At 69.7% G+C, this 23,210-nt stretch carries 20 protein-coding genes; 7 read left to right on the forward strand and 13 right to left on the reverse strand.

All coding sequences use genetic code 11. The features are described 5' to 3' along the window. The first annotated feature begins 65 nt into the window (after nucleotides 1-65). The 3 genes from A6A25_RS40985 (at nucleotide 66) to A6A25_RS40995 (ending at nucleotide 2,127) form a co-directional block, all read left to right on the forward strand. Nucleotides 66-491, forward strand: coding sequence for a carboxymuconolactone decarboxylase family protein (locus A6A25_RS40985; protein ID WP_073899887.1), 426 nt, complete (start codon nucleotides 66-68; stop codon nucleotides 489-491). Nucleotides 492-695: 204 nt separating this feature from the next. Then, entirely contained in the window at nucleotides 696-1,148 is a 453-nt protein-coding gene (locus A6A25_RS40990) for a hypothetical protein (RefSeq protein WP_073899889.1), read from the forward strand. Between the two features lie 583 nt (nucleotides 1,149-1,731). Beyond that, on the forward strand, nucleotides 1,732-2,127 hold the full coding sequence (locus tag A6A25_RS40995; protein WP_158073911.1) for a MerR family transcriptional regulator: 396 nt from the start codon (nucleotides 1,732-1,734) through the stop codon (nucleotides 2,125-2,127). A gap of 8 nt (nucleotides 2,128-2,135) precedes the next feature. On the opposite strand, the gene A6A25_RS41000 is transcribed toward A6A25_RS40995, so the two are convergent. The 7 genes from A6A25_RS41000 to A6A25_RS41030 form a co-directional block, all read right to left on the reverse strand. Further along, nucleotides 2,136-3,788: a beta-ketoacyl synthase N-terminal-like domain-containing protein gene (locus A6A25_RS41000; RefSeq protein ID WP_073899892.1), complete on the reverse strand. Its 1,653-nt coding sequence runs from the start codon at nucleotides 3,786-3,788 to the stop codon at nucleotides 2,136-2,138. Nucleotides 3,789-3,863: 75 nt separating this feature from the next. Further along, complete coding sequence (locus tag A6A25_RS41005; protein WP_158073912.1) at nucleotides 3,864-4,610, reverse strand: thioesterase II family protein; 747 nt, start codon at nucleotides 4,608-4,610, stop codon at nucleotides 3,864-3,866. Nucleotides 4,611-4,948: 338 nt separating this feature from the next. After that, entirely contained in the window at nucleotides 4,949-5,698 is a 750-nt protein-coding gene (locus tag A6A25_RS41010) for a class I SAM-dependent methyltransferase (protein ID WP_083669084.1), read from the reverse strand. Nucleotides 5,699-5,968: 270 nt separating this feature from the next. Next, the gene (locus A6A25_RS41015; protein ID WP_073899898.1) at nucleotides 5,969-6,370 is read right to left on the reverse strand and encodes a heavy metal-responsive transcriptional regulator; all 402 of its coding nucleotides are present in this window, start codon (nucleotides 6,368-6,370) and stop codon (nucleotides 5,969-5,971) included. 246 nt (nucleotides 6,371-6,616) lie between these two features. After that, complete coding sequence (locus tag A6A25_RS41020; RefSeq protein ID WP_073899900.1) at nucleotides 6,617-7,510, reverse strand: cytochrome c biogenesis CcdA family protein; 894 nt, start codon at nucleotides 7,508-7,510, stop codon at nucleotides 6,617-6,619. Continuing rightward, nucleotides 7,510-8,100: a TlpA family protein disulfide reductase gene (locus tag A6A25_RS41025; RefSeq protein WP_143193739.1), complete on the reverse strand. Its 591-nt coding sequence runs from the start codon at nucleotides 8,098-8,100 to the stop codon at nucleotides 7,510-7,512. Before A6A25_RS41025 ends, A6A25_RS41020 begins: the two co-directional genes overlap by 1 nt. A gap of 196 nt (nucleotides 8,101-8,296) precedes the next feature. Continuing rightward, a complete protein-coding gene (locus A6A25_RS41030; protein WP_073899904.1) occupies nucleotides 8,297-9,862 on the reverse strand; it encodes an MFS transporter in 1,566 nt (521 codons plus the stop codon). Between the two features lie 444 nt (nucleotides 9,863-10,306). Here A6A25_RS41030 and A6A25_RS41035 point away from each other — a divergent pair, with 444 nt between their 5' ends. Next, a complete protein-coding gene (locus tag A6A25_RS41035) occupies nucleotides 10,307-11,311 on the forward strand; it encodes an arsenic resistance protein (RefSeq protein WP_073899906.1) in 1,005 nt (334 codons plus the stop codon). Nucleotides 11,312-11,711: 400 nt separating this feature from the next. Continuing rightward, nucleotides 11,712-12,086: a MerR family transcriptional regulator gene (locus A6A25_RS41040; protein WP_158073913.1), complete on the forward strand. Its 375-nt coding sequence runs from the start codon at nucleotides 11,712-11,714 to the stop codon at nucleotides 12,084-12,086. Between the two features lie 61 nt (nucleotides 12,087-12,147). On the opposite strand, the gene A6A25_RS43735 is transcribed toward A6A25_RS41040, so the two are convergent. The 6 genes from A6A25_RS43735 to A6A25_RS44500 all read right to left on the reverse strand — a co-directional run bounded on the left by A6A25_RS43735 (nucleotide 12,148) and on the right by A6A25_RS44500 (nucleotide 20,977). Further along, on the reverse strand, nucleotides 12,148-12,369 hold the full coding sequence (locus A6A25_RS43735; protein WP_143193740.1) for a hypothetical protein: 222 nt from the start codon (nucleotides 12,367-12,369) through the stop codon (nucleotides 12,148-12,150). Further along, on the reverse strand, nucleotides 12,354-12,854 hold the full coding sequence (locus A6A25_RS41045; protein ID WP_073899909.1) for a S8 family serine peptidase: 501 nt from the start codon (nucleotides 12,852-12,854) through the stop codon (nucleotides 12,354-12,356). Before A6A25_RS41045 ends, A6A25_RS43735 begins: the two co-directional genes overlap by 16 nt. A 377-nt stretch (nucleotides 12,855-13,231) precedes the next feature. Continuing rightward, complete coding sequence (locus A6A25_RS41050) at nucleotides 13,232-13,648, reverse strand: universal stress protein (RefSeq protein ID WP_143193741.1); 417 nt, start codon at nucleotides 13,646-13,648, stop codon at nucleotides 13,232-13,234. 143 nt (nucleotides 13,649-13,791) lie between these two features. After that, complete coding sequence (locus A6A25_RS41055) at nucleotides 13,792-16,209, reverse strand: OmpL47-type beta-barrel domain-containing protein (protein WP_143193742.1); 2,418 nt, start codon at nucleotides 16,207-16,209, stop codon at nucleotides 13,792-13,794. A 5-nt stretch (nucleotides 16,210-16,214) separates the two neighbouring features. Beyond that, nucleotides 16,215-20,543: an alpha-L-arabinofuranosidase C-terminal domain-containing protein gene (locus tag A6A25_RS41060; RefSeq protein ID WP_073899913.1), complete on the reverse strand. Its 4,329-nt coding sequence runs from the start codon at nucleotides 20,541-20,543 to the stop codon at nucleotides 16,215-16,217. 164 nt (nucleotides 20,544-20,707) lie between these two features. Beyond that, nucleotides 20,708-20,977 carry a TetR/AcrR family transcriptional regulator gene (locus tag A6A25_RS44500; protein WP_073899915.1) on the reverse strand — a complete coding sequence of 90 codons (270 nt, stop codon included), beginning with the start codon at nucleotides 20,975-20,977 and terminating at the stop codon, nucleotides 20,708-20,710. Between A6A25_RS44500 and A6A25_RS44505 the strand changes: the two genes are divergently transcribed. Further along, nucleotides 20,976-21,761, forward strand: a complete 786-nt coding sequence (locus A6A25_RS44505) for an FAD-dependent oxidoreductase (RefSeq protein WP_241829195.1) — start codon at nucleotides 20,976-20,978, stop codon at nucleotides 21,759-21,761. The two genes, A6A25_RS44500 and A6A25_RS44505, sit on opposite strands and share 2 nt — an antisense overlap. A 104-nt stretch (nucleotides 21,762-21,865) precedes the next feature. Beyond that, nucleotides 21,866-23,182 carry a hypothetical protein gene (locus A6A25_RS41075; RefSeq protein ID WP_073899919.1) on the forward strand — a complete coding sequence of 439 codons (1,317 nt, stop codon included), beginning with the start codon at nucleotides 21,866-21,868 and terminating at the stop codon, nucleotides 23,180-23,182. Nucleotides 23,183-23,210 lie beyond the last annotated feature (28 nt).

Here is a 23,210-nt window from a genome sequence, read left to right on the forward strand (position 1 = left end):
GTCACCGGGCTCCCCCCACCCGGTGACACCGCCGCCGTCCCCCATTTCCCAGCCATGGAGAGACGATGCCCAAGCTCGACCCGTTCGCAGGCCCCGGCTTCGCCGCGATGAGCACGATGTCCAAGGCCATCGACGACGACGCCGAACTCCCCCTCGGACTGGTGGAGCTGATCAAGCTCCGCTGCTCGCAGGTCAACGGCTGCACCTACTGCGTGCGCATGCACATCGAGAAGGCCTTGCACGCGGGGGAAACGCAGGACCGCGTTGACAACGTCGCGGACTGGCGGACCAACGTCGCGTTCACCGACCAGGAGCGCAAGATCTTCGCCTTGGCGGAGTCCATCACCCTGGTCGCCGACACGCACGTCGACGAGGAGGTCCTCGACGCCGCCATCGCCGACCTCGGCCCGGCCCTCACCCAGCAGGTCGTCTGGGTCGTCGCCGTGATCAACGCCTTCAACCGCGTGGCCATCAGCGCCCGCATCGACTAGCCGAGCCCGCTCGGCCAAGGCCGCTGGGTCCCTGCTCTCGGGCACGGACCCAGCGGCCTTTGTCGTCACCGGCTGACAGCAGTGCGCAGAAGAACTCCAGCGACTCGCAACGAAGTCCGCGCAAGGAGGCAAGGCACGAAAGAGGTCACCCCATCGGGTGCACGAGGTTAGCTTGGAGCGTTCTCCAAGGTTTACCGTGGATCCATGACCGATGAGGTGAGCCGAACGGCGCAGCAGTCGACCGGGGCGTGCGGACGTCAGGACCGGGTTCCCCGGTTCGACTCACCGGTGGTCATGCCCTCGGCACGGCAGCTGGACATCCAGCCGGTGTCCGGCGTGCCGATCGCCTGCACCTTGACGGGCGATGAGCAGGCGGAGCGGGTCGGCGAGTGGCGCGACCTGCTCAAGGGTTCCCGACCCGAGGGCATCGCCAACGGGCTGCGTTGGCGGCTTCCGAGCGCACGGGCAGGCCAGGCGGCGGAACTCGCATCGGCTGAACAACGTTGCTGCGCGTTCTTCGATTTCACCCTCCACCTCACAGCAGGTGAACTGATCCTCGAGGCACGCGCACCCGAAGAGGCGGCGGAACTCTTCCTCGACGTGTTTGGAACTCCGGCCGGAACCGCTGCCGCATCAGCGGGAGAAGCCCGTCGATAACCGCTCTGACGAGCGAGTGGCGCAGCACGGCGGCAGGGTTCAACCCTCTTCGGTACACTGGCAGTCGGGTTGGCCACAGGCAGATTCCGTGCCGTGGGAAAGCAACACGGCACACGAACTCCGAGCGTTCTCGAGTAATCGCCCGACCCGTGCCGAAGTTTCGTTCGAGGCGTTGGTGATCATCCGGTCCCGCACACCGCGGCTCGCGGGGCCACCGCCCCGGCCTGGGACCGCCGGCCTGGCCAAGCGATGCCGCCCACCTCATAGCTTCGGGAAACCGCATCTTCCGACGAGCAGGTCGCGGCCATGATCGACACCGCACGATCCCGTGCCGGAGCTGTCACGAACCTTGAGCCTCGGAGCAGAACCAACCTCGACACCTCTACCCATATGACCTGTGTCACATAAGCGGGAGGAATGCCGCGCCCGTCGTGCGCCGACTCACTCCACCAGCGGATCCGGTCCACTTCCGGTCCACACCCGTACCGTTCAAGATGCATCCCGTACCGATAGATCGACGCTGCTGAGCCGCACGGCAGGGCTGCCGGGCCGACCGACCTGGGGGACGATCATGACAGGAGAAATGCTGCCGATCGACCAAGTGGCGAAGTTGTCGGGTGTGGCGTCATCGGCACTGCGTTATTACGAGCGGGTGGGCCTGATCGAGGAAGGACCCAAGATCCGCGGCAAGAGGCACTACCCGCGTGATGTGCTCGACCGCCTGTCCATGATCCGCACCTGCCAGAACATCGGGTTCAGCCTCACGGAGATCTCCTCGCTGCTGGACGAAGCAGAGGAGTCGGGCGGCTCGTGGCAGGAGATCGCAGCGCGACGTCGCGCCTGCATCCAGCGCGAGATCGAAGAGCGCCAAGCCTGGCTGGACACGCTGAACTCGACCCTCGCCTGCGGTTGTCCGCAATTGGTCAAGTGTCCGCAGGTCGAAGGCTGTCCCCTGATGACGATCGCGCCGAACACCTGACCCGTGCGTCACGCTGGACCGACTCTCGAAGCCGGCCGGTCGCCTCGCGGCCGGACGATGCCGCCGCGGCTGGGCAGTGGACTCGTCACGGTGGACTGACGTGGTTCAGCCGGCGTCGTGCGCCCCTGCTCCGGTCGTGGGATGTCTGCTCGGCACGGTGGTGGTTCGCCACTGTCGGCAACAGGAAGCCGTCGAAGCGGTGTTCGTCGGACGGCAGCCGGTACAGGGCAGATCCGCCGTCGGGGTGCAGGCGGGCGCTGTGCAGGCCGGCGAATGCTCCGCGCAGCCGCATCGACCCGCCCAGCTGGTAGACGTCCGGCACGTCCGCGCCGGGTGGGCGCGGCCCGGTGGAACGTCCGCCGGTGGTCGCCGTGCCGAGGTGGACGGTCATCCCGGCGTGCTCCTGTGCCGGCACGGGGCCCGAGGGCGGGCTGCTCAGGACAACCCTTACGGCGTCGCCTTCGCACCTGGCGGTCACGTCCACCCGACGAGGCCACCGCCGGCGAGGAGCACGCAGAAGCGTGGGTGCTCGTGCCGACCGGCGCGGTGAGCTCCAGCACGGCCAGTTCGGGCAGCCCGTGGGCGGCGGCGACGGACCGCCGGGTCACCACCACTCCGGCTGCAGCCTCCGCCGGTTCGCGCCCGTCGCGCGGACGGACGTGATCCGCGGCTGCGGCGACTCCGATCACGATGGCCAGGTCGGTCTCGCCGTCCCGTAGTGAGTGGACGGCGGTGACCAGGGCAGAGGTGAACGAGTCGAGGCCGGCGTCCAGGGCCATGTTGGGTCCGTGCAGGTCGTACCGCTGGGCGAGCCGGACGGGGATGGTGTTCGGCATGAGCCCCGGGTAGGTGTCCTCGGTCGCCGGTGGCACGGCGGCCATGGCGGGCCGCACGACCCGCTCCTCGAACCGCTCGACGTGCTGCCCCACGCGGGCCGCGAGATCCCGCAGGTAGCACCGCAGGTCGTGGTCCACGGCGGCCCGGGTCGGCCCGGTGTGCCCCACGAACACGCCCGTGCGGTCGGCCAGTTCCCGGTCCGAGGTCCAGGGGCCGACGAGCGCGTCGGCGCAGCGGATGGCGATCAGCTGGCTCAGGTCCATCGCCGCGATCGCCGAAGGCGCCAGGCTCGCGTCCAAGGGCGTGGGTCGGATGTCATCGACGGCGAACCGCGTGGGCCAGTCCGCTGGAGCACCGCGCAGCCACTCCACCACCTGTCCGCGGTCGGGCGAGCCGGGCAGCTCGACCGCCCAGGCGGTGACCACCAGCGGGTCGTCGGCGGGTGGCGCCTGGGACGGCAGGCCGGGGGCCGTGTCGGTGAGCAACAGGTGTCCGTTCGTGCCGCCGAACCCCATGGCCGAGATGGCGACGGTGCGCGGCCGGTCGCTCGCGGGCCACGGCAGGTCCCGGTCCGGCACGGTGAACGCCGAGCGTGCGTCCAAGACGATCACGGCGTCTTGCGCGAGAAACCTGATGTGGGTTGCCACGGCGGGCAAGGCGTAGCTGTCGTCGTCCACGACGTGGACGACGACGTCCGCAGTCTCAAGTCCGGTCGACGCATCCGGGTCGACCCGCGACACCGGTGCCTCTCGGCCGGCCAGGTGGTCGGCGATCCGGGCGGCGAGTCCATCCTCGGTGAAGGCGCCGACCACCGCGACGGTCATCGGGCAGCCTCGCCCGTCAGCACGCCGAGCCGGTAGGTGCCTCGTCCGGGGAGGAGGAAGGCTGTCTTGGCCACGTCAGTCACTCCTCGTCGCGCGACGCGGCCGGGATTGGACCTCACGCCACCGCAAGGCGGTGCCGAGGTCGGCGGTGATCTGCGCGGCCACGTCCGCCGGGTGCTCGGTCAGGTAGAAGTGGTCGCCCGGGTGCAGGTGCACGTTGAGCAACCGCGGCGCCCGGGCCGCGAGCACCGCGAGTTCGGCGACACCGGCACCCGGGTCGTGCAGGCCGCTGAACAACGACAACGGCAGCGTCAGCCACGAGCGGTCGGCCATCGGGTCGAACCCGGCCAGAGCCTCCAAGTCGGCGCGCACGAGCGGCAGCACTTGTCCGCGCAACCCGGCGTCGGTGAGCAGCGTGCTGGGCGTTCCGCCCCACCTGTGCAGCAAGGGGAGCAACTTCTCGTCGGTCAAGTCGCGCACCGCCGCCGGGACGTCGGCCACCCGGCCGGTCCAGCCGGACAGACCGAGCCACACCGGTCTTGTTCCAGCGGCCACCATCTTCGAAGCCATGCGGGTCACGAGCGCGGCACCCGTGCTGTGCCCGAACAACGCCAAGCGGGTCTCGGGGCCGGTGAGCACGCGGTCCAGCAGGCGGTCGGCCAACGCCTCCACGTTGTCGGAGGCGGGGGTGTTGTGTGCGCGCCCCCGACCGGGGGCATCGAGGGCGACGACCTCCCAGTCGGCGGGCAGCAATCGCTCCCAGCCGCGGTAGAGCAGCCGCGACCCGCCGGCGTGGTGCACGAGCACAAGTCTGGTGGTCACCATAGGACCGGCAGCTCCCGCACGGTGCAGAACACCATGTCGGTGACCGGCTGGATGGTGCCGATGGGCGACACAACCACAATTCCCCCGTACCGGTGAACTCGCCGGATCAAAGACAAGTGATCACTACGAACGGCACCCTGGAACGACGATGGGAATTCCTGCTCCCGATCAGATCGGGAGCAGGACCCGCGCCGCATTCCTGTCAGCGCGCCATCCCACTGACCGCCGACAGGCAGGTCAAGCGGCGGGGCTTGTGGCCATCGCGAGGCGAACCCGAACAACCGTGTGCTCGCGAGGCCGGGCCGCCTCGGGCGCGGTCACGCCACAAGATCGGATCAGCAATCGCAGTCGGCGTCGTCGTGCTTAGCGTCGTCGGAGTGGCCGGCCGTCGCCATCGGGAGAGTCGCCGACACCTTGTCCGACAGGGGACGCACAGCGCGGCCGATCACCATGGCCTCGATGAACTCCCACGCGCCCGGCATCTTCGTCTCCTGGAGATCCGCGATCTCCAACGACGAGTTCTGCAACGTCTGCACCGTCGGACGGTTGCAGTGACACTCGTTGCCGAACCAGTACCAACCCTTCTGGATGATGTCCTGCTTCCGCGCCACCTTCGGGTCGCTGTTGCGGACGTGCTCCAGGAACAAATACTGCCCACCCGGCTTCAACACCCGCTCGATCTCCCGCAACGCCGGCTGCGGATCCGGCACCGTGCACAGGATCATCGCCGCGGCCACCGTGTCGAAGTAACCGTCCGGATACGGCAACTTCTCCGCGCCCGCCACCACCAACTGGATGCGCCGCGGGTTGTCGCGGACCTTCTCCTCCAGCTTGGCCACCATGTGCGGGTACGGCTCGGTCAGGATCAACTCGTCCACCGCGTCCGGGTAGTGCGGCAAGTTCAGACCCGTACCCGTGCCCAACTCGATCGTCCGGCCATAGGCGGGCTTCAGGAACTCCGCACGCTTCTCCGAAAGACCGTAGCCCTCCACCTTCGCCAGGAACTTGTCGTACATCCCGGCGAAGACGTACTTCCCCCACGTGGCGTCGTAAGCCTTCTTCAGCACTTTGGTGGTAGCACCCATCAACTGCCAACCCTTCGTACGGCGGGTGTCGAATTCGCGCTGCCGATGAGCGCGCAACACCCCATCCGATAGTGCGAACGATTCTGTTCGACCATGCCCCCGTGATCGGGACCGCCGGTTGAACGCCCGTGATCGATCTACCCCAGGACCGCCGGTCGCGACGACGGCCTCGTCATGACATTCCCATCATCCGGTTGGACAACTGATCCCAGTGTCACGGTTGAACCTGGCTTCAAGTCAACCCCGCCACACTCCAGCGGCGGCACGTGGTCAGCCGCCCGTGATGACAACCGGCTTCCACACACCGGGTTCCGGGTTGGGGCACTCGTTGCTGGGGAGTTGGTCGACCATGGCCGACAACTCGACCCGGAGCGCTTCCAGGCGCTTCATCTCGTTGTCCAGTTCTTCCATGCGGTCGCGCAGCAGGACCGCCGCGTCGCCGCACGGGCACTGACCCGTGTCGCGGATCTGGAGCAGCTCGGAGATCTCCCGCAGGCGCAAGCCGAGTCGTTGCGCGCCCTGGATGAAGCGGAGCCGGTCGACGGCATCCTCGCCGTACCGGCGGTAGCCGGATCCGCTGCGAGGCGGCTGGGGCAGCAGGCCGACTCGCTCGTAGTAGCGGATGCTGTCGCTGGTCACCCCAGCACGCCGCGCCAGGCCGGCAACCGTCATCCCCTCGGATCCCGTGTGCGCCGGACGCACGTTTCGAGGGTGGCTCGACGCGCTCACATCAGGTCGGTGCATGGATCTCGTTCCCCATCTCTGAGCAGGCCTTGGTGTCGCAGCCGAATCGGGCTGAGTGCCGCACGGCGGGTTGCGCTACGTGGACCGGAGTCCTGGGGCGTCCCCTGCCTCGCGTGCTGGGGGTTGCGAGGCAGGGGACGCCCGAAGCAGCGGCGGAGCCGGCACACCGCTGATTCATGTGGCCTGTCCTCGGCGTTCGGGTTCGGCCAGGGGATCGGTCGGGGCGTGCGGGCGGCCGGCCCACTTGACCAGCCAGATGAGCACAGCCGCCGCGACGACGAGCAGCGAGGCGAGCATGAGCCACCGGCCGCCACCGGAGTCGGTCATCGCCTGGAGGCGCGCGACGCTTCCCTCGACGAAGGCGATCACCGGATCGCCCGCACGTGCGTCGGCGGACCGGTAGAGCACCGAGCCCCAGTAGTAGGTCAGGTACAGGGCCGCCAGGAGCAGGAGGCCACCGCTGAACCACCTCATGTGCGGCAGGGCTCGGCGCAACAACCGGGTGATGCCCCCGCGCAACAGTGCCGTGCTGATGGACAGTGCCATGAGGACGACGGCCATGCCGATCGCGTAGAACCCGAAGACCACGACGGCAGCCATCCCGCCACCGGTGGCCAGGGACGCACCGACCAGCACGAGGAAGATCGGCATGGTGCAGCCCAGGGAGGCCAACCCGTAGCCGAGTCCGAACAAGAACATCGTGCGCACGCCCCGGTCGTTCCGGGCGATCCTGGGTCCTTGGGCGCGAACGCCGATCGACTTGCCCATCAGGGTGGCGATCGCGGCTCCCACCATCACCAACCCGAGTGCGAAGCCGATCCACGGCACGGCGTTGGACACCTGCCCGATCCCGAGGACGACCGGGATGCCGAGCACGCTGAACACCGCGAGGAACCCCGCCGAGACGGTCAACCCGACCAGGATGCCTTGGAGGCCGCGGCTCGACGCACCGGGCAGGTGGTCGTCGTCGGTGCCGACGTAGTAGGACAGGAACGCCGGCAGGACGGCGAACCCGCAGGGGTTCAGCGTGGCCAGTGCGCCCGCCAGCAGGGCGAAGGTGATCGGCATCAGCGCCCGAGTTCCTTCTTGAGCCGCGCGATGTAGGCCGCGTCCACGGGCGCCGAGTCGACGTCGACCACCTCACCGCGCTCGTCGAGCAGGTACTTGGTGTCGAGGTACTTGAGGCCCACCTTGCCGGACAGGACTCCGTCCGCGTCGTACGCGGTCCGCCAGTCGGGGCGCGCGTAGGTGTCGCGCCAAGACCGAAGGGACGTCTCGGGTTCACGCGGGTTGACGAACACCGCGACGACCTCGAACGCCTCTCCCCCGTACTCGTCATCGACCTCGCGAACCTTGACCGCGCCGCTCTGGCAGGGCGCGCAGGTCGAGTCGGTGAACCAGATGAGGGACTTCTTCCCCGTCAGGACGGACTTGTCGACCTTCGTCCCGTCCAGCTCGGTCAGGGTGAAGTCGGGGAAGGTCGTGCCCGGTGACGCCGGGGCCGGGGAGTTGTCCGCGCCTTGCGCTCCACCGCCCGCCGTGGCGATCACGGCCAAGCCGATGAAAGCCGCGACGCAAGCCAGCCCGCAGATCACGGCGATCGTCCGCCTGCGTTGCTGGTGCAGCGCAGCGGCACGGGCACGTGAGTTGGAGCCCATGCGCACCTCCCGCCCGATCTGCCCCAGAGGCGATCCGTAGTCAGTGATGGCGAAACCCGACACTAAGGGTTGGTGTGCGGACCAACCTCAAGTCACCGAACGGGCGATCTCCGAGCGCCTCGACCCGCCTGCGGTGAACGCGCGAACGTTCGCCCCTCGAAGCTCCCGAGGGGCGAACGTTCCCCGACGCGTGTCGTCAGCGCGATGCCTTCGCGTCGACCTTCGAGGCAGCGGACCGGCGTTCCCGCAGCAGCAAGGCGATCACGACGAAGACGACCGCGCAAAGGGCCGACATCACCCAGAGCAGGCCGTGCAGACCGGAGGCGAACGCCTCACCCGCCGCCCGGGTGAACGCCTCACGCTGGTCTTCGGGGATCGTCTCGGCCGCGCGGGCGAGGTCGCCCTGGTTGAGGGCGTTGGCCAGACCGTTCGGGTCGTCGGAGTACGGACCGAACTGGGCCGCGCGCTCGCTGACCGCGTTCTGGGTGAAGCTGACGAGCAGCGCGCCGGCCACCGCGATGGAAATGGTCTCGCCGGTCAGGCGCACGGTGTTGAACATGCCCGCCGCCATACCGGCGCGCGTGGCCTCGACACTGCTGACCGCGGCCCCGTCCAACAAGCCGAACGAGATACCCACCGCGATGCCGATCAAGGCCAGCGGCCCCAAAAGGTTCAGGTAGCCGATGCCCGGTTCGATCACGGTCAGCCACGCCAGGCCGATCGCGGCCAGCGCCGCGGTCAGCGTGATCTGCACCCACGCCGGAACCCACTTCACCGCCATGCCCGCGACGCCGGGGAACACCAGCGCCAGCACGGTCAGCATCAGCATCACCGCACCGATCTGCGCCGCCGCCAAGCCGTCGACGGAGGCCAGGTAGGACGGCAGGTAGATCACCAGCGGCGCGAAGCCGAACACCACCGGGATGGTCGCCAGCGACACGCCCAGGAACTTCGGCCGGCTGAGCAGCCCCAGGTCGAACATCGGCTGTTCCTGGCGGCGTTCCACGACCACGAACGCGATCAGTGCCACCACCGTGCCGACCAGGGTGGTGATGATGACGGGGTCGCTCCAGCCCCACTGCGGTCCCTGGATGAGGCTGAAGATCAGCAGCAGGAGGGCGAGCGTGAACGTGATCGTTCCCGCCCAGTCGACCCGGTTCGCCTGCGGGTTGCGCGATTCACGCAGCACGCGGGTCAACAGCAGCACGACGACGCCCACGATCGTGGGCAGCAGGAACACCGAGCGCCAACCGTACGAACTGATCAGCACACCCGACACGCTGGGACCGAACACCAGGCCGAGGCCGACCGCGGTGCCGAACATGCCGAACGCCTTGGCCCGCGCCGGGCCTTCCTCGAACGTGTCGGCGAGGATGGCGCTACCGCTGGTCGTGGCGGCGGCGGCGCCGATACCGGCCACCACGCGCGCCAGGTCGAGCAACAGGATCCCCGGTGCGATCGTGGAGACCAGCGAGCCGAGCACGAACAGCGACACACCGACGCGGAACATCTTGCGGCGACCCAGCAGGTCGGCCAGTGACCCGGTCGCCAGCATGAACGCCGCGTAGGTCAGGTTGTAGCCGTTGACCACCCACTGGCCGGCCGCCAGCGAGTTGTGGAACTCGCCGTTGATCGCGGGCAGCGCGACCGACGAACCGGTGATGGCCAACGGGAACAGCACGACCGTCAGGCACACTGTCAGCAGGGACGAGCCGGATCCGCCACCGGCTTCCCGCTGACCACTTTTCGCCTTGTTGGACATTCGTTCCCCTCTGTGTCTCGACCCGCAGCCGTGACCGGCGCGACCCCGAACAGTCCGACAGCAGGGGCGAAGGTTAAGGGTTGGAGCGCACACCAAAGTCAACCTGAATCCGCAGTGACCTAGGTCACACGTGGCCCTGGCGAAATACGACTCTCCGGGCCACGCGCTTCGCCGAGAGCAGATGGGCGCGCAGCTGGATCGAGCGCCGCCATTGACCGGCAGTTCCCCCTGCGGACGAGTGGGAGAAACGCCATCCCATCGTGTGGGTGAAGCTTGCCTTGGAGCTGACTCCAAGGTTTACCGTGGATTCATGACCAATGAAGTGGGCCGGACGGAGCAACGGGACGGTGGGCCGCTCGGAGCCCACGGCCGTCGCACGCGGTCCGGCGCACCGACCCCACCGCCATCGGCACGCACGTTCTCTTCAGTCGGAGATGTCGTTCGATGACCGCTGCGCACTGGGCGGGCGTTGCGGCGTTGCTGGAACGACGGCAGTTGCCCATCTCCCTCGGCGCGCTGGCGGCCGGTTTGCTCCTGGGGTGGGCGGCACCCGAAACCGTCCCCGCCCTGGAACACGCCATCACGCCGGTTCTGGGTGCGCTGCTCTACGTCACGTTCCTCCAGGTGCCGATGCGCGAGTTGACCCGGTCGTTCCGCGCGGGCAGGTTCCTGGCCGCCACCCTCGTGGTCAACTTCGTCGCGGTGCCGTTGGTCCTCGCGGGCATGTTCTCGCTCCTGCCCGCCGATCACGCGGTCCGCCTCGGCGTCCTGCTCGTGCTGCTGACCCCCTGCGTCGACTACGTGATCGTCTTCTCGGCCATGGCCGGGGGAAGCGGACAACGACTGCTCGCCGCGACGCCACTCCTGCTGGTCGCCCAGATGCTGCTCCTCCCCGCCTACTTGGCGCTGTTCCTGGACGGGCGTGCCACCGCGATGGTCGAACCGGGACCGTTCGCCGAGGCGTTCCTGTTCCTCGTCGCACTTCCCCTGGTCCTGGCCTGGATCACCCAGGTCTGGGCCGCCCGCCATCCAACGGGCCACACCTTCAGCCTCAGGGCGAGCAGCGCCACGGTGCCGCTGATGGCGGCGACGCTCATCACCGTGGTGTCGTCGCAAGTACCCGCGTTGACCGGGAGCCTGACCAAGATCGCCGCAGTCCTGCCCTTCTACGGCGCGTTCCTCGTCGTGATGGCCTTCGTCGGCTTGGCGGTGGCGCGTTTGTTCCACCTGGACGTGCCGGACAGCCGAGCGGTCATCTTCGCGGGCGCGGCCCGGAACTCGCTGGTCGTACTACCTTTCGCGTTGGCCCTACCCGAGACCATGTCGGTCGCGGTGGCGGTGATCGTCGCCCAAACGCTCGTCGAGGTCATCGGCATGGTGGTTTACCTCCGCGCCATTCCACGACTCACCAAACAGCGCGCGACCACCGCCGGCACGAAGCCGAATTGACATCACCCGTACCAGCCCGCGCGCCACCTCGCGGACCGTCGCACCGCACCACCGACGCGCCGATCCACCCGATGGACAGGCGGCCAACGTCCCGGCCCGCGGCGTCGAACCACGCACCGCCCGGTCAACAGACCGCCACGCGCCGCACCACACCTCGCCGCAGTTGAGGAGGCCTCCAGAGCACGACGTTGCGTGACCCACGTCACGCATAACGGCGTGATTGACCTCTCGGTGACGGGCGACCTCCAAGTATCAGCGGATCGGCCTACTTCCCGTCCGGAGGCGAACCGCTCAGGATGCGTCTTGGACCGACAGACCGACCCAGCCGCGCGGCGCGGCAGGGCTGCCGGCTACTGACCTGGGGGCGGTCATGACAGGAGACGTTCTACCGATCGATCACGTGGCCAAAGCAACGGGCATCGCGTCGTCGGCCTTGCGCTACTACGAGCGCGTGGGCCTGATCGAAGAAGGCCGCAAGATCGGGGGCAAGAGGCACTACCCGCACGATGTGCTCGACCGCTTGTCCATGATCCGCACGTGCCAGAACATCGGGTTCACCCTCACGGAGATCTCCTCGCTGCTGGACGAAGCCGAGGAGTCCGGCGGCTCCTGGCAGGAGATCGCCGACCAACGCCGCGCCTCCATCCAGCGCGAAATCGAAGAACGCCAAGCATGGCTGAAGACACTGAACTCGACACTCGCGTGCGACTGCCGACAGCTGGTCAAGTGCCCCCAAGTCGCCGGGTGCCCACTGATGGTCACTTCGAATTCGTGAGAACTCAGCGGGCCCGCACGAGCTCGGAGGACGGTGGGAACCATCCGTAGGTCCGGCGTCGTCAGACCAGCCGGTGTACGCGGTGCAGAACCTCCTCCAGGAACTTCGGGGCTGGTGACTCGATGCGACGGGCGGCGATGAGGCAGAGCAGGGCGTTCTTCTTGTTGCCCGTCGCCAGCCCGGCTTCGACCACCTCGTCGAGCCACGGCCGCGAAGGCGTCGAGCACCCCGTGCCCGTAGTACGGGTCGATACCACGCGGGCCCGCGTCACGGGCAGCCGCACGAATCCGGTCCACCACCTGCCGCCACGCCCGCGACGATCGGGGTCGCGACCGACGTGCCGGAACCGGTCCGGGTCCGGTCCGGCGCCGCGTCGTCGAGCGAGGTGACGGCGAGTCCGGGAGCCGCCACGTCGACGTGCTCGCCCCACGAGCTGAAGTCGGTGAGGTTGCCGTTCCAGTCGGTCGCGCTCACCGCCAGCACTTCGGGGTAGGCCGCCGGGTACTGGGGCAGGCCGCCGCCGGAGTTGCCCGCCGCCGCGACCACCACCACACCGCGGTCCACGGCGTACCGGATGGCGTCGTGCAGCACAGGACTGTCGACGGGACCGCTCAGGGACAGGTTCACGACCTCGGCACCGTGGTCGGCGGCCCAGGCGAGCCCTTCGGCGATGTCCGAGTCGACGCCCCGGCCACCGGCGCTCAACTTCGCCGCGCGCACCCCGTTGGTCGCGGTCAACGTGGCGTTGCGGGTCGGCGACCGCGTCACCGCCGCGGCTGCGGCCGACCCGCTGTCGCACGAGGTGTTCTGGACCGGCGGCGAGGGGCCTTCGTCCGTTGTGACAGGCGGGATGTGCCGTTGCGGCCCGAATCGACCAGCGGCCTGGTCGAGCTCAACCTCGATCCGCCCTTTCCCAACGAGGAGTGGTTCCTCGCGGCCGGCTTGCTGACCGACGATGGCTTCACCGAGGTGTTCCGTCCCAGGGTGGTGTCGACCACGCTTGACCACACTCGCGGGGCAACCGGTTCACACCGGTGTCCAAGGGCTCATCGTCGCGGCCGACGCCGAGACTCACGCGAGGCTGCTGGATCTCGTGTCGCGCGGGCGGTAGCGGTGGGTGTCGTCCAGGACCCGGCGGGGCGCGGTCAGGCTGCGAGGTCCGCCCCGACCGGCACCACGACGACCGGGCACGTGGCGTGCTGCAGGCAGTGCCTGATCACGGACCCGAAGATGGTCTGGCCGCCCCGGTTGTACCCGTGACGGCCGAGTACCAGGCTGTCGGCTTGCTCGGCGAGCCCCACCAGCGTCGGGCCCGGTTCGCCGTCGAGCACCGACTGCTCGACGCGTACGCCGGGGTGCTGCCGCATCCGCGTCACGGCGTCGTCCACCATGCGCAGCCGGACGGTGTGGAAGAGGTCCGTACTGCCGGTGGGTGTGCGGATGCCGCACACCGACACCGCGACCACCACCCCACCGTCCGGCGCATGACGAACAGCCCATCTCAGAGCCGCGGCACTGGCGGCCGTGTTGTCCAAGCCGACGACGATCCGACTGGCTCCCATCACGCCTCCTCAGGAAGGATGCCTGTTCGGAATGGTCGAACCGCGGCCTGGTGCGGTCAATCCAGTGCCGGTGATTTTTAAGGTTGTTTTAAACAAAAGCGGTCGTCCCGGTGGAGATCGGGACGACCGCTTCCGTGAGTGGCCTAGCGCTTGTTGACCTTCAGGACGACCGTCGTCGACGACGGGGCGTGGTTGACGTCGCCGTCGTAGACCACGGTCAGCGACCAGCGGCCGGTGCCCAGCGTGGCGGTGTCGATGGAGACCGTGGCGCGGCCGTCCACCAGGGTCGCGCGGCCCACCTCCAGGTCACCGCCGGAGATGATGCGGACGGTGCCCGTCGGGGTGAACGGGCCGCCGTCGACCTCGACCCGGGCGAAGGCGTCGCCGCCCGGCTTGACCGCGCCCCGGTTCAGGGTGGCGGTCATGGTGCTCCGGTCGAGGGTCTCGCGCGGCACGGCGATCGTGTTGACCTGCTCGACGTGGCCCGCGTGGTCGACGGCCCGGTACCGCACCGTCGTGGCGACGTCGCCGAAGGTCAGCGGCGCGGTGTAGGTCGTCCACGCCGAGTCGCCGAGCTGGTACTCGACCCGGGCGACGCCGGAGGTGTCGTCCGCGGCCAGGACGGACACGGACCGGGCCGTGTTGTCCCACGTGGCACGGCTGACCGGCGCTTGAGTGTCGACGTTGATCGACCGGGTCACCGGGCTGGACACGTTGCCGGTGACGTCGGTCGCCCTGGCCTGCACGGTGTGCCTGCCGTCGGTCAGCGTCACCACGTCGGTGGTCCGCCAGCCGCCGTCCACCGCGATCTCCACCGACTGCACGCCGGTCTCGTCGGCGGCGGTGGCCTTCACGTCGACCGGGACCGTGAACCAGTCGCCGGTCGGCGAAGCGGGCGTGGTGCTCAACGACACCGTCGGGTCCAGGTGGTCGGTCACGATCACCGTCACCGTCGCGCGGACCGCCTGGCCCGTGAGCGTGCCCGAGACCGGGAACGAACCCCAGGACGCGTACTGCGACGGATCCACGTCGGCCCAGTCGACCGCGGTCGCCCGGGTCGAGCCGTCCGCGTAGGTGACGTCCACGGTGGACGGCAGCACCGGCGCCACACCCTCGCGAGTGCGCACGGACACCGACGCGACCGACTTGGCCAGCAGGTTCGGCTGCATCGCCGCACGCAGCGCGTCCAGCTCGGCCTGGCTGATCGGGATGACCGTGCCGTGCCGCGGGCTGCGCGGCAGCGCCGCGTCCGGCACCGTCGTCCAGACACCGGACGCGATGTCGTCGGTCCGGAACGCCAGGTACCCCTGGCCACCGTGGTAGCTCGGCTGGTCGATCAGCATGTGCCAGCGGCCGGGCACCAAGTTGTCCCGGAACACCGTCGGGCCTTCGCCGCCGGTGAACGTGCCGCCCCACGGGTTGGGCTGGCCGACGCCGATGCGCTCGCGGACCAGGGTCCACGGCGCGGACGTGGTGGTCGGCAGCGTCCCGGTGACCGGGGCCATCAGGTCGGTCGACTTCTCCTGCCGGACCGTCATGGACGCCTCGTCCTTGATGAACCGGTAGAACGTGTCACCGTCGCGCACGACGGTAGCGTCGATCATGCCCAGACCGGTGCCCCGCTTGACGTCCACCCACGGCTTCGCCTCGCTGAACGTGCGGAAGTCGCGCGTGGTCGCGTACATCATCCGGTTGTAGGAGGTCCGGAAGTCGCGGGACGCCACGTCGGTCGTCGGGTAGAGGTTCGACGCCCAGTAGACGACGTAGTTGCCAGACGCCTCGTCGTAGAACGCCTCGGGCGCCCACGTGTTGCCCGCGAAGTCGGACGACACCTTGATCATCCGCTGCTCCGACCAGTGCACCAGGTCGGTGGACTCCCACACCGCCAGGTGCTTGCTGCCGGACTCCTGCGCCTCGCTGAAGTTGTTGCCGCCGTAGATCTTCAGGTCGGTCGCCAGCAGGTAGAACTTGTCGCCCTCGTGCGACCGGATCAGGAACGGGTCGCGCAGGCCCCGCTCCCCCATGGTCGAGGTGAGCACGGGACGGCCGTTGTTCAGCTCGTCCCAGGACAGCGGGTCGTTGCCCTTCGACGCGGCGAAGTAGATCTTCTCGCCGTCCTCGGTGCTCTCACCGACGAAGTACGGGAAGAAGTACGCCTCCCGCGCCGCCGGGGCGGGCAGCGGCAGCACGGTGACGCCGATCGTGCGGGTCGCCGTGCCGCCGTTCAGCGTGGCGGTGACGGTCAGGTCCACCGTCACCGGCTCGCCGCCGTGCGCGGGCCGGGTGACCTCGCCGGTGTCGGTCACGACGCTCTCGTTGCCCGACTGCCAGGCCAACGTCGCGCCGTAGGCGCCGGTCAGGGGCAGGGTGAGGTTGCCCCGGACGCCGTCGGCGTCGGTCAGCGCGACGGCGTCGACCGCCCCCTGCGCCGTCTCCGCCGCCGCGGACGAGACGGCCAGGGCCGGTTCGGTCGCGTGGGCGGGCACGGCGGTGAGCCCGCCCGCCAGGAGTGCGGCACCCAGCAGCACGACGGTGGTCCGCTTCCGCATGGCGATCTTCATCCCGATCACCCTCTCCGCTTGGTGACCCGCAGGACCACGCTGGTCTGCGAGGGGCTGTGCCCGCCGTCGCCGAGGTAGCGCACGACGAGCCTGTGGTCACCGACGCTCAGGCCGCTGGTGTCCAGCGACACCGTGGCGGTTCCGTTGGTCAACGTCGCTGATGCCAGGGGCACGGACGACTCCAGGATTCTGATCTCGCCGGTCGGCGTCGTGCCGCCGGAGGTGCCGACCTTCACGGTCAGCGGGACGGTGGTGCCCTGCTGGACCCTCGGCTTCGACGGCGTCACGGTCGTCGTGGTCGACTTCAGCTGCACCTGCTTGGCGGGCACCACGACCGTGCCGGGCTGCTCCACGTTGCCCAGCCGGTCGACCGCGCGGAACTGCACCGCGGTCTCCGCGTCGCCGACCACGACCAGACCCTGGTACGGCTGCCAGTCGGCTGTGCCGATCCGGGTCTCGATCCGGTCGACGCCGACCCCGGAGTCCGCGGCCCGGATCGCGACGGTGCGACCGACGCTGTCCACGGTGGCGTTGGAGACCGGGGCGGTGCTGTCGATGCCGAACGTCACGGGACGGACCACGCCGACGTTGCCCGCCGCGTCCACGGCGCGCACTTCCACGGTGTGCTGGCCGTCGCCGCTGACCTGGACCTCCGTGCCGGGCACCCACGCGCCGCCGTCGACGCGGAACTCGATGCGGTCCAGCCGCCGGTCGTCGGTGGCGGTCGCCGACACCGTGACCGGGTCGCCGTACCAGCCGTTGACGGTCGTGCCCCGCAGGGTCACGTCGTCGACGACCGGGGCGACGGCGTCGGTCGTGCGCATCCGCAGGAACGTGATCGAGTGCGCGGGGAAGTCGTAGCTGAAGTCGTTCGACAGCCCGCTGATCGGCCGGGTCGTGGGCACCAACTTGGTGGGTTCGGCCTTGCTGTTGGTGTCACCGGGCGCACCGGTCATCTGCGTGACCTCGCCGTCGGGCAGCACGCCCGCGTCGGACACCGTGACCCGCGTGCGGACGGTCTCGGTCGAGGTGTTGACCACCTTGGCCACCACGTCACCACTGGCCTCGTCCCGCGTGACGACCTGGAACAGCTTCTCGTCGGCACCGGACTCATAGGTCATCTGCAGCTGGTCGTCGAGGTACAGCGAGATGGTGTTGCCCGCGACGACGACCTTCACCCGGTACGTCGCGCCGGTGTCCACGCTGTGCCCTTCGACGGACTTGACCTCGACCGCGCTGCCGCCGGAGGCCTTCTGCAGCACCGAGCGGGTGTTGTTCCAGCCGCCGAGGTTCCACCAGTAGAAGTCGTTGGTGGCCTTGGCGCCGAACCCGATCAGGAAGCCCTCGGCGCCGGAGAGCTTCTTGGCGTCGAGTTCGAGGGTGTAGTTCGTCCAGTCCTTCGCGTACGCGTCGTCGATGATGCTGCGCGCGTCGGTGGTCGTGGCGGACGACTGGACGTACTGGCCGTCGGAGACGGCCCAGCTGCCCGCGGTCGGGTTCCACTGGTCACCGTTGGCGAAGTCGTCGGAGAACAGCGTCTCGCCGTTGGCGTTCGACGTGACCTTGACGTTGTCGTAGGCCGCGGCGGTGTTCCAGGTCGACAGGAAGACGCCGCCCTTGACGACCGACTGGTTGACCGAGCCGGTGAAGGTGCTCGGCACGACCTCGTCGCCGACGTTGTTGCCGAACATCTTCTGCACCTCCCAGTTGGGGGTGTTCCACGACTCGTCGTTGTCGAACCAGATGGCGTCCGGGTTCCACTGCACGTACGACTCGTTGGACAGCAGCGGCGCGTAGGACGCCAGCTTGACCACGTCGGCGTTGCGCTGCAGGCCCGTCATGTACGAGGCCTCGACCAGGGCGTTGTAGAACGTGTTGCCGCGCGAGGCGTACTCGCCCAGGAACACCTTCGGGCCGTTGCGGTCGTAGCTGTCGTAGCGGTGGTGGTTCAGCAGGAACCAGTCGGGGTCGTTGTAGTAGTGCTCGTCCACCATGTCGACGTTCTGGCGGCGGTTGTAGTCCCACAGGGCCTCGAACCGCGCGCCCGCGTCGTCCGGGCCGGAGTTGGAGATGATGGTGATGTCCGGGTACCGCGCCTCGATGGCGTCCCGGAACGCCGGGAAGTTCGCCTCGAAGGTGGTGGTGTTCTCCTCGTTGCCCAGGCCGATCATCTCCAGCCCGAACGGCTCCGGGTGGCCGAGGGCGGCACGCTTGGCGCCCCACTCGGTGGTGACGTCACCGTTGGCGAACTCGATCAGGTCGAGGGTGTCGTCGACCCAGCGGGCGATCATCGCCGGGTCCTTCATCTCGGGGATGGTGCTGCCGCAGCCGTTGGCGCCCACCGACACCACGGGCAGCGGCTCGGCGCCGAGGTCCTCGGCGAACTTGAAGTACTCGAGGTAGCCGATGCCGTAGGACTGGTTGTAGCCCCAGAAGTTCCAGTTGGTCGGGCGCTCCTCGACCGCGCCGATGGTTTCCTTCCACTGGTAGGTGCGGCGGCGGTCGGTGTAGCCGCTCTCCTCGTAGGTGCGGAACGTGCCGACGTTGGTGACGCAGCCGCCGGGGAAGCGCAGGAACGTCGGCTTCATCGCGGCGATCTTCTCGGCGAGGTCCTTGCGCAGCACCGACTTGCCGTTCACCGGGCCGACCCAGCGGTCCTGCGGCATGAGCGAGATCATGTCCAGGCCGACGGTGGAGGCCGCGCCGGCGGTGACGACGAGGCGTGCGGCGTCGGTCGTGGCGGTGGCGGTGAGCGTCACCGGGTACTGCTTCCAGGTGTCCGAACCGTCGACGGCCACGCTGCCCTCGGCGTAGGTGACCGCGCCGTCCGCGCCGACCAGGCGGATCGCCAGGTCCTGGGCGGTCGTGGTGCGCGCCCACACCGACGCCTCGTACGCCGCGCCCGCCTTGACCGCGAAGCCTCGGTTGTAGCCGAGGTTGCGCAGGCCGTCGCCGGGACCGTCGGCGATCAGCCGGAAGTGGTTGCGGTTCATCGCGTTGAGCCGGGTGTCGTCGTCGACCACCAGCGCCTGCGGAGCCGTGCCGCCGCCGTTGACGACCTCCCAGCCGGTCATGCCGGTGAAGCTGCCGTTGTCCGAGGAGTTGAACTCGAACGACCGGTTGCGCACCAGCTCGGCGTAGAGACCGCCGTCGGCGGCGTAGTTGATGTCCTCGTAGAAGATGCCGAACATCGTGTCGCTGATCTGCGCGGCGGCCGCGTCGCCGTCGATGGCCAGCTCGGCGTTGGACGTGCTGACCTGGGCGAGCTTGAAGCGGACCGCGGCGGCCTTGGCGCCGAACGCGAGCGGGTTGCCGCCCGCGTAGCCGGTGCCCTCGGCGTCACGCAGGAAGAGCTCGCCGCCTGCGGCGTCGGTCAGCCGCACGGGCGAGGCCGCGCCGCCGGTCTGGCCGAGGGCGAGACGGCCGTCCGTGACGACGACCGGGCGGTCGCCCTCGGCGGTGCGCAGGTGGACCGTGCCGTCGGCCTGGGCGGCGGCGGTGAAGACCAGGGTGGACAGCGGCGGTTCGGGCGAGAGCGCCAGGCCGGCCTCGGTCTCGACCAGGTGGCCGCCCTCGGCGCTCTTGACCGAGAACGTGCCGCCGGGCTGGATGTCGCGGCCCGCCGCCGCGGTGACCCGGAAGTCGTCGAACGCGGCGTCGAGCGTGGTGCCGTCGAGCGCGCCGAAGGCGTAGAGGCCGACCTGGGTGGTCTGGAACGCGGCGGTGACCGCGGAGGCGTCCACCCACGCGCCGGCGGCGTTCTTGTACCGGGTGGTGATGGTGTCGCCGACCCGCTGCAGCTGCAGCGTCTCGCCGGTCGAGCCCGGCCGGTCCACGAACCGCTCGGCGCGGAAGGCGGCGGCGGTCTCGATGTCGTTCTCGATCGCGATGCCGGACGGGGCCAGGGTGCCCACGAAGGTCAGGCCGGAGCGGACGTAGTTGTCCATGTCCTGCCAGGCGATCAGCCCGGCGCCCTGGTAGGTCTTGGCGACCTGGGCGCGCACGGTCACCTCGGCGGTGAAGTCGCCCGCCGGGATGTCGACCAGGAACACGTTCCGGGCCGTGTTGACGGCCTGGTAGGTGTCACCGGTCTGGCCGGTGACCCGCAGTGATCCGTCGCGGAGGGCCCAGGCCTCCGGGTCGGGGTTGACGACCTCCCACTCCGGCCGGAGCGTCGTCGCGGCGAAGTCGTCCGTCCACGTCTCTCCTTCGACCGCCCCCGCGCTGGGTGCCGTGGAGAGCGCGACCCCGAGGGTGACCGGCAGAGCCGCGACCACCAGGGCACTGATCCACCGTCGGCCCGGTCTGCCGACCGGCCGCTGCGCTGTCGTCATGAGGGGTGCTCCACTCTGAGTTCCACCGCCGTTAGGAAATGCCAGCGTTTACCAACGGGGAGTGTGAGCGTTAACAGACTTGACCGTCAAGAGATGTTTTGCAACGGTAGGGACAGCTCGGGGCCGTGGGATGGCTTCTGTGAGCGCTCACAAGAGGTGGGCGGCTATCGCGCGCCGGTCAGGTACCGCTGCATCGTCGGGCCGAGCCATGCCACGACCTCGGCGCGGTCCAGCTCGACGACCGGCGGCAGGCGCAGCACGTACCGGGTCAGCGCGAACCCGAGCGCCTGCGTGGCGACCAGGCCGGCCCGCACCGGCACCTCGGCCGGATCGGTGACCAGCGCCGCGACCGCGGGTCCGAGTTGGGCGGCGAAGAGCTCGCGCATGCGCTCGGCCGCGGCCTGGTTGGTGACCGCCGCGCGCAGCAGCGCCATGAGCGTGTCGTCGTGCTCCCAGCTCGACGCCCGCGGGCTGGTCGAGGAGGTGGACCGGACCGGGGTGGGGCGGGTGACCGACATCCGGCTGTTCGAGCGGGTGCACGTGGACCTCGGCAGGCTGCCGAGCCGGTTCCCGTACATGCTGATCACTCCGCAGTACAACGTGGAGCGGGCGCTGCTGGCGCGGGCGGTCGAGGCCGGGGCGCGGATCGTGTACGACGCGGCGGTGACCGCCGTGCGCCAGGACGCCACGGGTGCCGAGGTCGACACGGCCGGGGGCACGTACCGCGCGGACTACGTGGTCGGCACGGACGGCTTCCACAGCGCGGTGCGCCAGGCGCTCGGCCAGCCGTTCCCCGGCAAGTCGGTGCTCAAGTCGATCATGCTGGCGGACGTGCGGCTGCGCGAGACGCCGGGCACCGCCCTGCGCGTCCCCGCCGTCCACCGCAAGCTCACCGGCCGCCTGACCGCCCTGGGCTTCCGCTACCGGCACGCCGCAGGCGAACACCGGCTGACCGGCACCCGGATGCCCGACGCGCCCCTCGCCGACGGCACCCGGCTGTCCGAAGCCTTGCGCGGCGGCCGTTTCGTGCTGGTGGGCACCGGCGACGTCACCGGCTGGGAAGACCGCGTCCGCGTCACCGCCCCGGCCGCACCGGGAGCCGACACCGTCCTCGTCCGGCCTGACGGTCACGTGGCCAAGGTCTTCACCGGCACCCCGGACCCGGCCGCCCTGCGCGACACCCTCACGGCGCTGGCGGGCACGCCGGTGGCCGAGTAGGTGAGTCGAACACTGGACCGGGGGCGCGTCGATCCTGATACGCTCGCCATGATGGTTACCTACATGAGCAGATCGGGGGTTCCGTTCGCACAAGGTGAGTGCTGATGCGCCCCTTGACCGCGAACGAGAACGTCCGCCTCCGTTTCTGGTCGCACGTGCGCGAGTTCGCCGTGCCGACGTCGATGATCGAGTCAGCGACAGCCCGCCGTGCGGTGGGCGACTGGGCCGGGGCCTGTGCCGCCGCCCGCGTCGATGTGGATCTGAACCTGCGGGCCCTGGGTCGCACCCGTGGCCGGGAGTTCGCGGCTCGGATCCGGGCCGACCTGCGTCACCTGGCTCCCGACCTGCTTCGCTGGCACTTCCCGAGGATCGCCCCGGACGGCCTGTTGCGGCCGGGGCTCACCGTATCCCTGGCCGCGTACCCGCCGACGCCGGACGGTCACGTGGCCATGCACCTCGTGGCGCGTACGCCGCCGGCGTGGGCGGACGCGGGTCAGCGGATCAGCCTCGCGCTGTGGGAGCCGTCCCGGCCCGGGGACGGCGCGGGCCTGCACCCCCACCCCCGGCCGGACCGGCGGTTCCGCCTTGACCTGCACCGCCACCTCTGGGACGTGCGCCGGGTCGGTGAACTGCGGGAGCGGGCTGGGCAGTGGTCCCGGCCGAACGGCTTGGCCGTGGACCGTTGGGTGGCGGAGGCCGCGTTGCTGCTGCGTGCTGACGGTTGTGCGGACAGCGTCGTGACCGTGCGGCTCGACAGCAGGCGTCGGCTGGCGTTGAACCTGGGGACGACATCCGCGCCGAGGATCACGGCGACTCCGCGGCGAGGTCGTGGGTGGCCGGTCCTGCCCGACGCCGCGACGTGGGTGCTGCCCGACCTGGAGCTGCTCCGCGCGGGGCTGATCGATGCCGACCGGCTGCACCCGCTGGTCGCGTCGGCACTCCTGCCGGACCACCGACCGGGCACGGCACGGAGTCCGGACAGCTCCGGGAACGTGCGCCAGGTCGAGTGCCGTGGCGCCACGCACCGGATCGGCGTGGTGGACGGGGTGCTCGTCCCGTTCGACCACGACCCCGACGAGGTCCGCCGCGAGGAGTTGCTGGTCGCGTTGGGCGGTACCGCCTTGCCGTGCTTGCGGGCGATCGACGACGCACACCGGCACCCGGAGTCCCTTGTGGACGTTCGTGCCCGGTTGGACCACGGTGACACCGCCGGTGCCCTCGCCGCCGTCGAAGCCCTGCTCGGACCGGACGTGCTGCTGCGCAGCGGGGCGTTGCGCGACGAGCTGGAGACCGCGGTGCGCCGCCGGGTCGCCCACGGCCTGTACCGGGCCGGACTCGTCAACGGCGGACCGGCTCCGTCCACTCGGGACGCCCGCCGCCCGGACAACCGGGCACGCCCGCGCCACGCGACTCATCGCTGACCCCCGTACCCCGCGTGCGCGCCTCGCC

Source organism: Saccharothrix sp. CB00851 (assembly GCF_001905065.1).
Classification (GTDB): Bacteria; Actinomycetota; Actinomycetes; order Mycobacteriales; family Pseudonocardiaceae; genus Actinosynnema.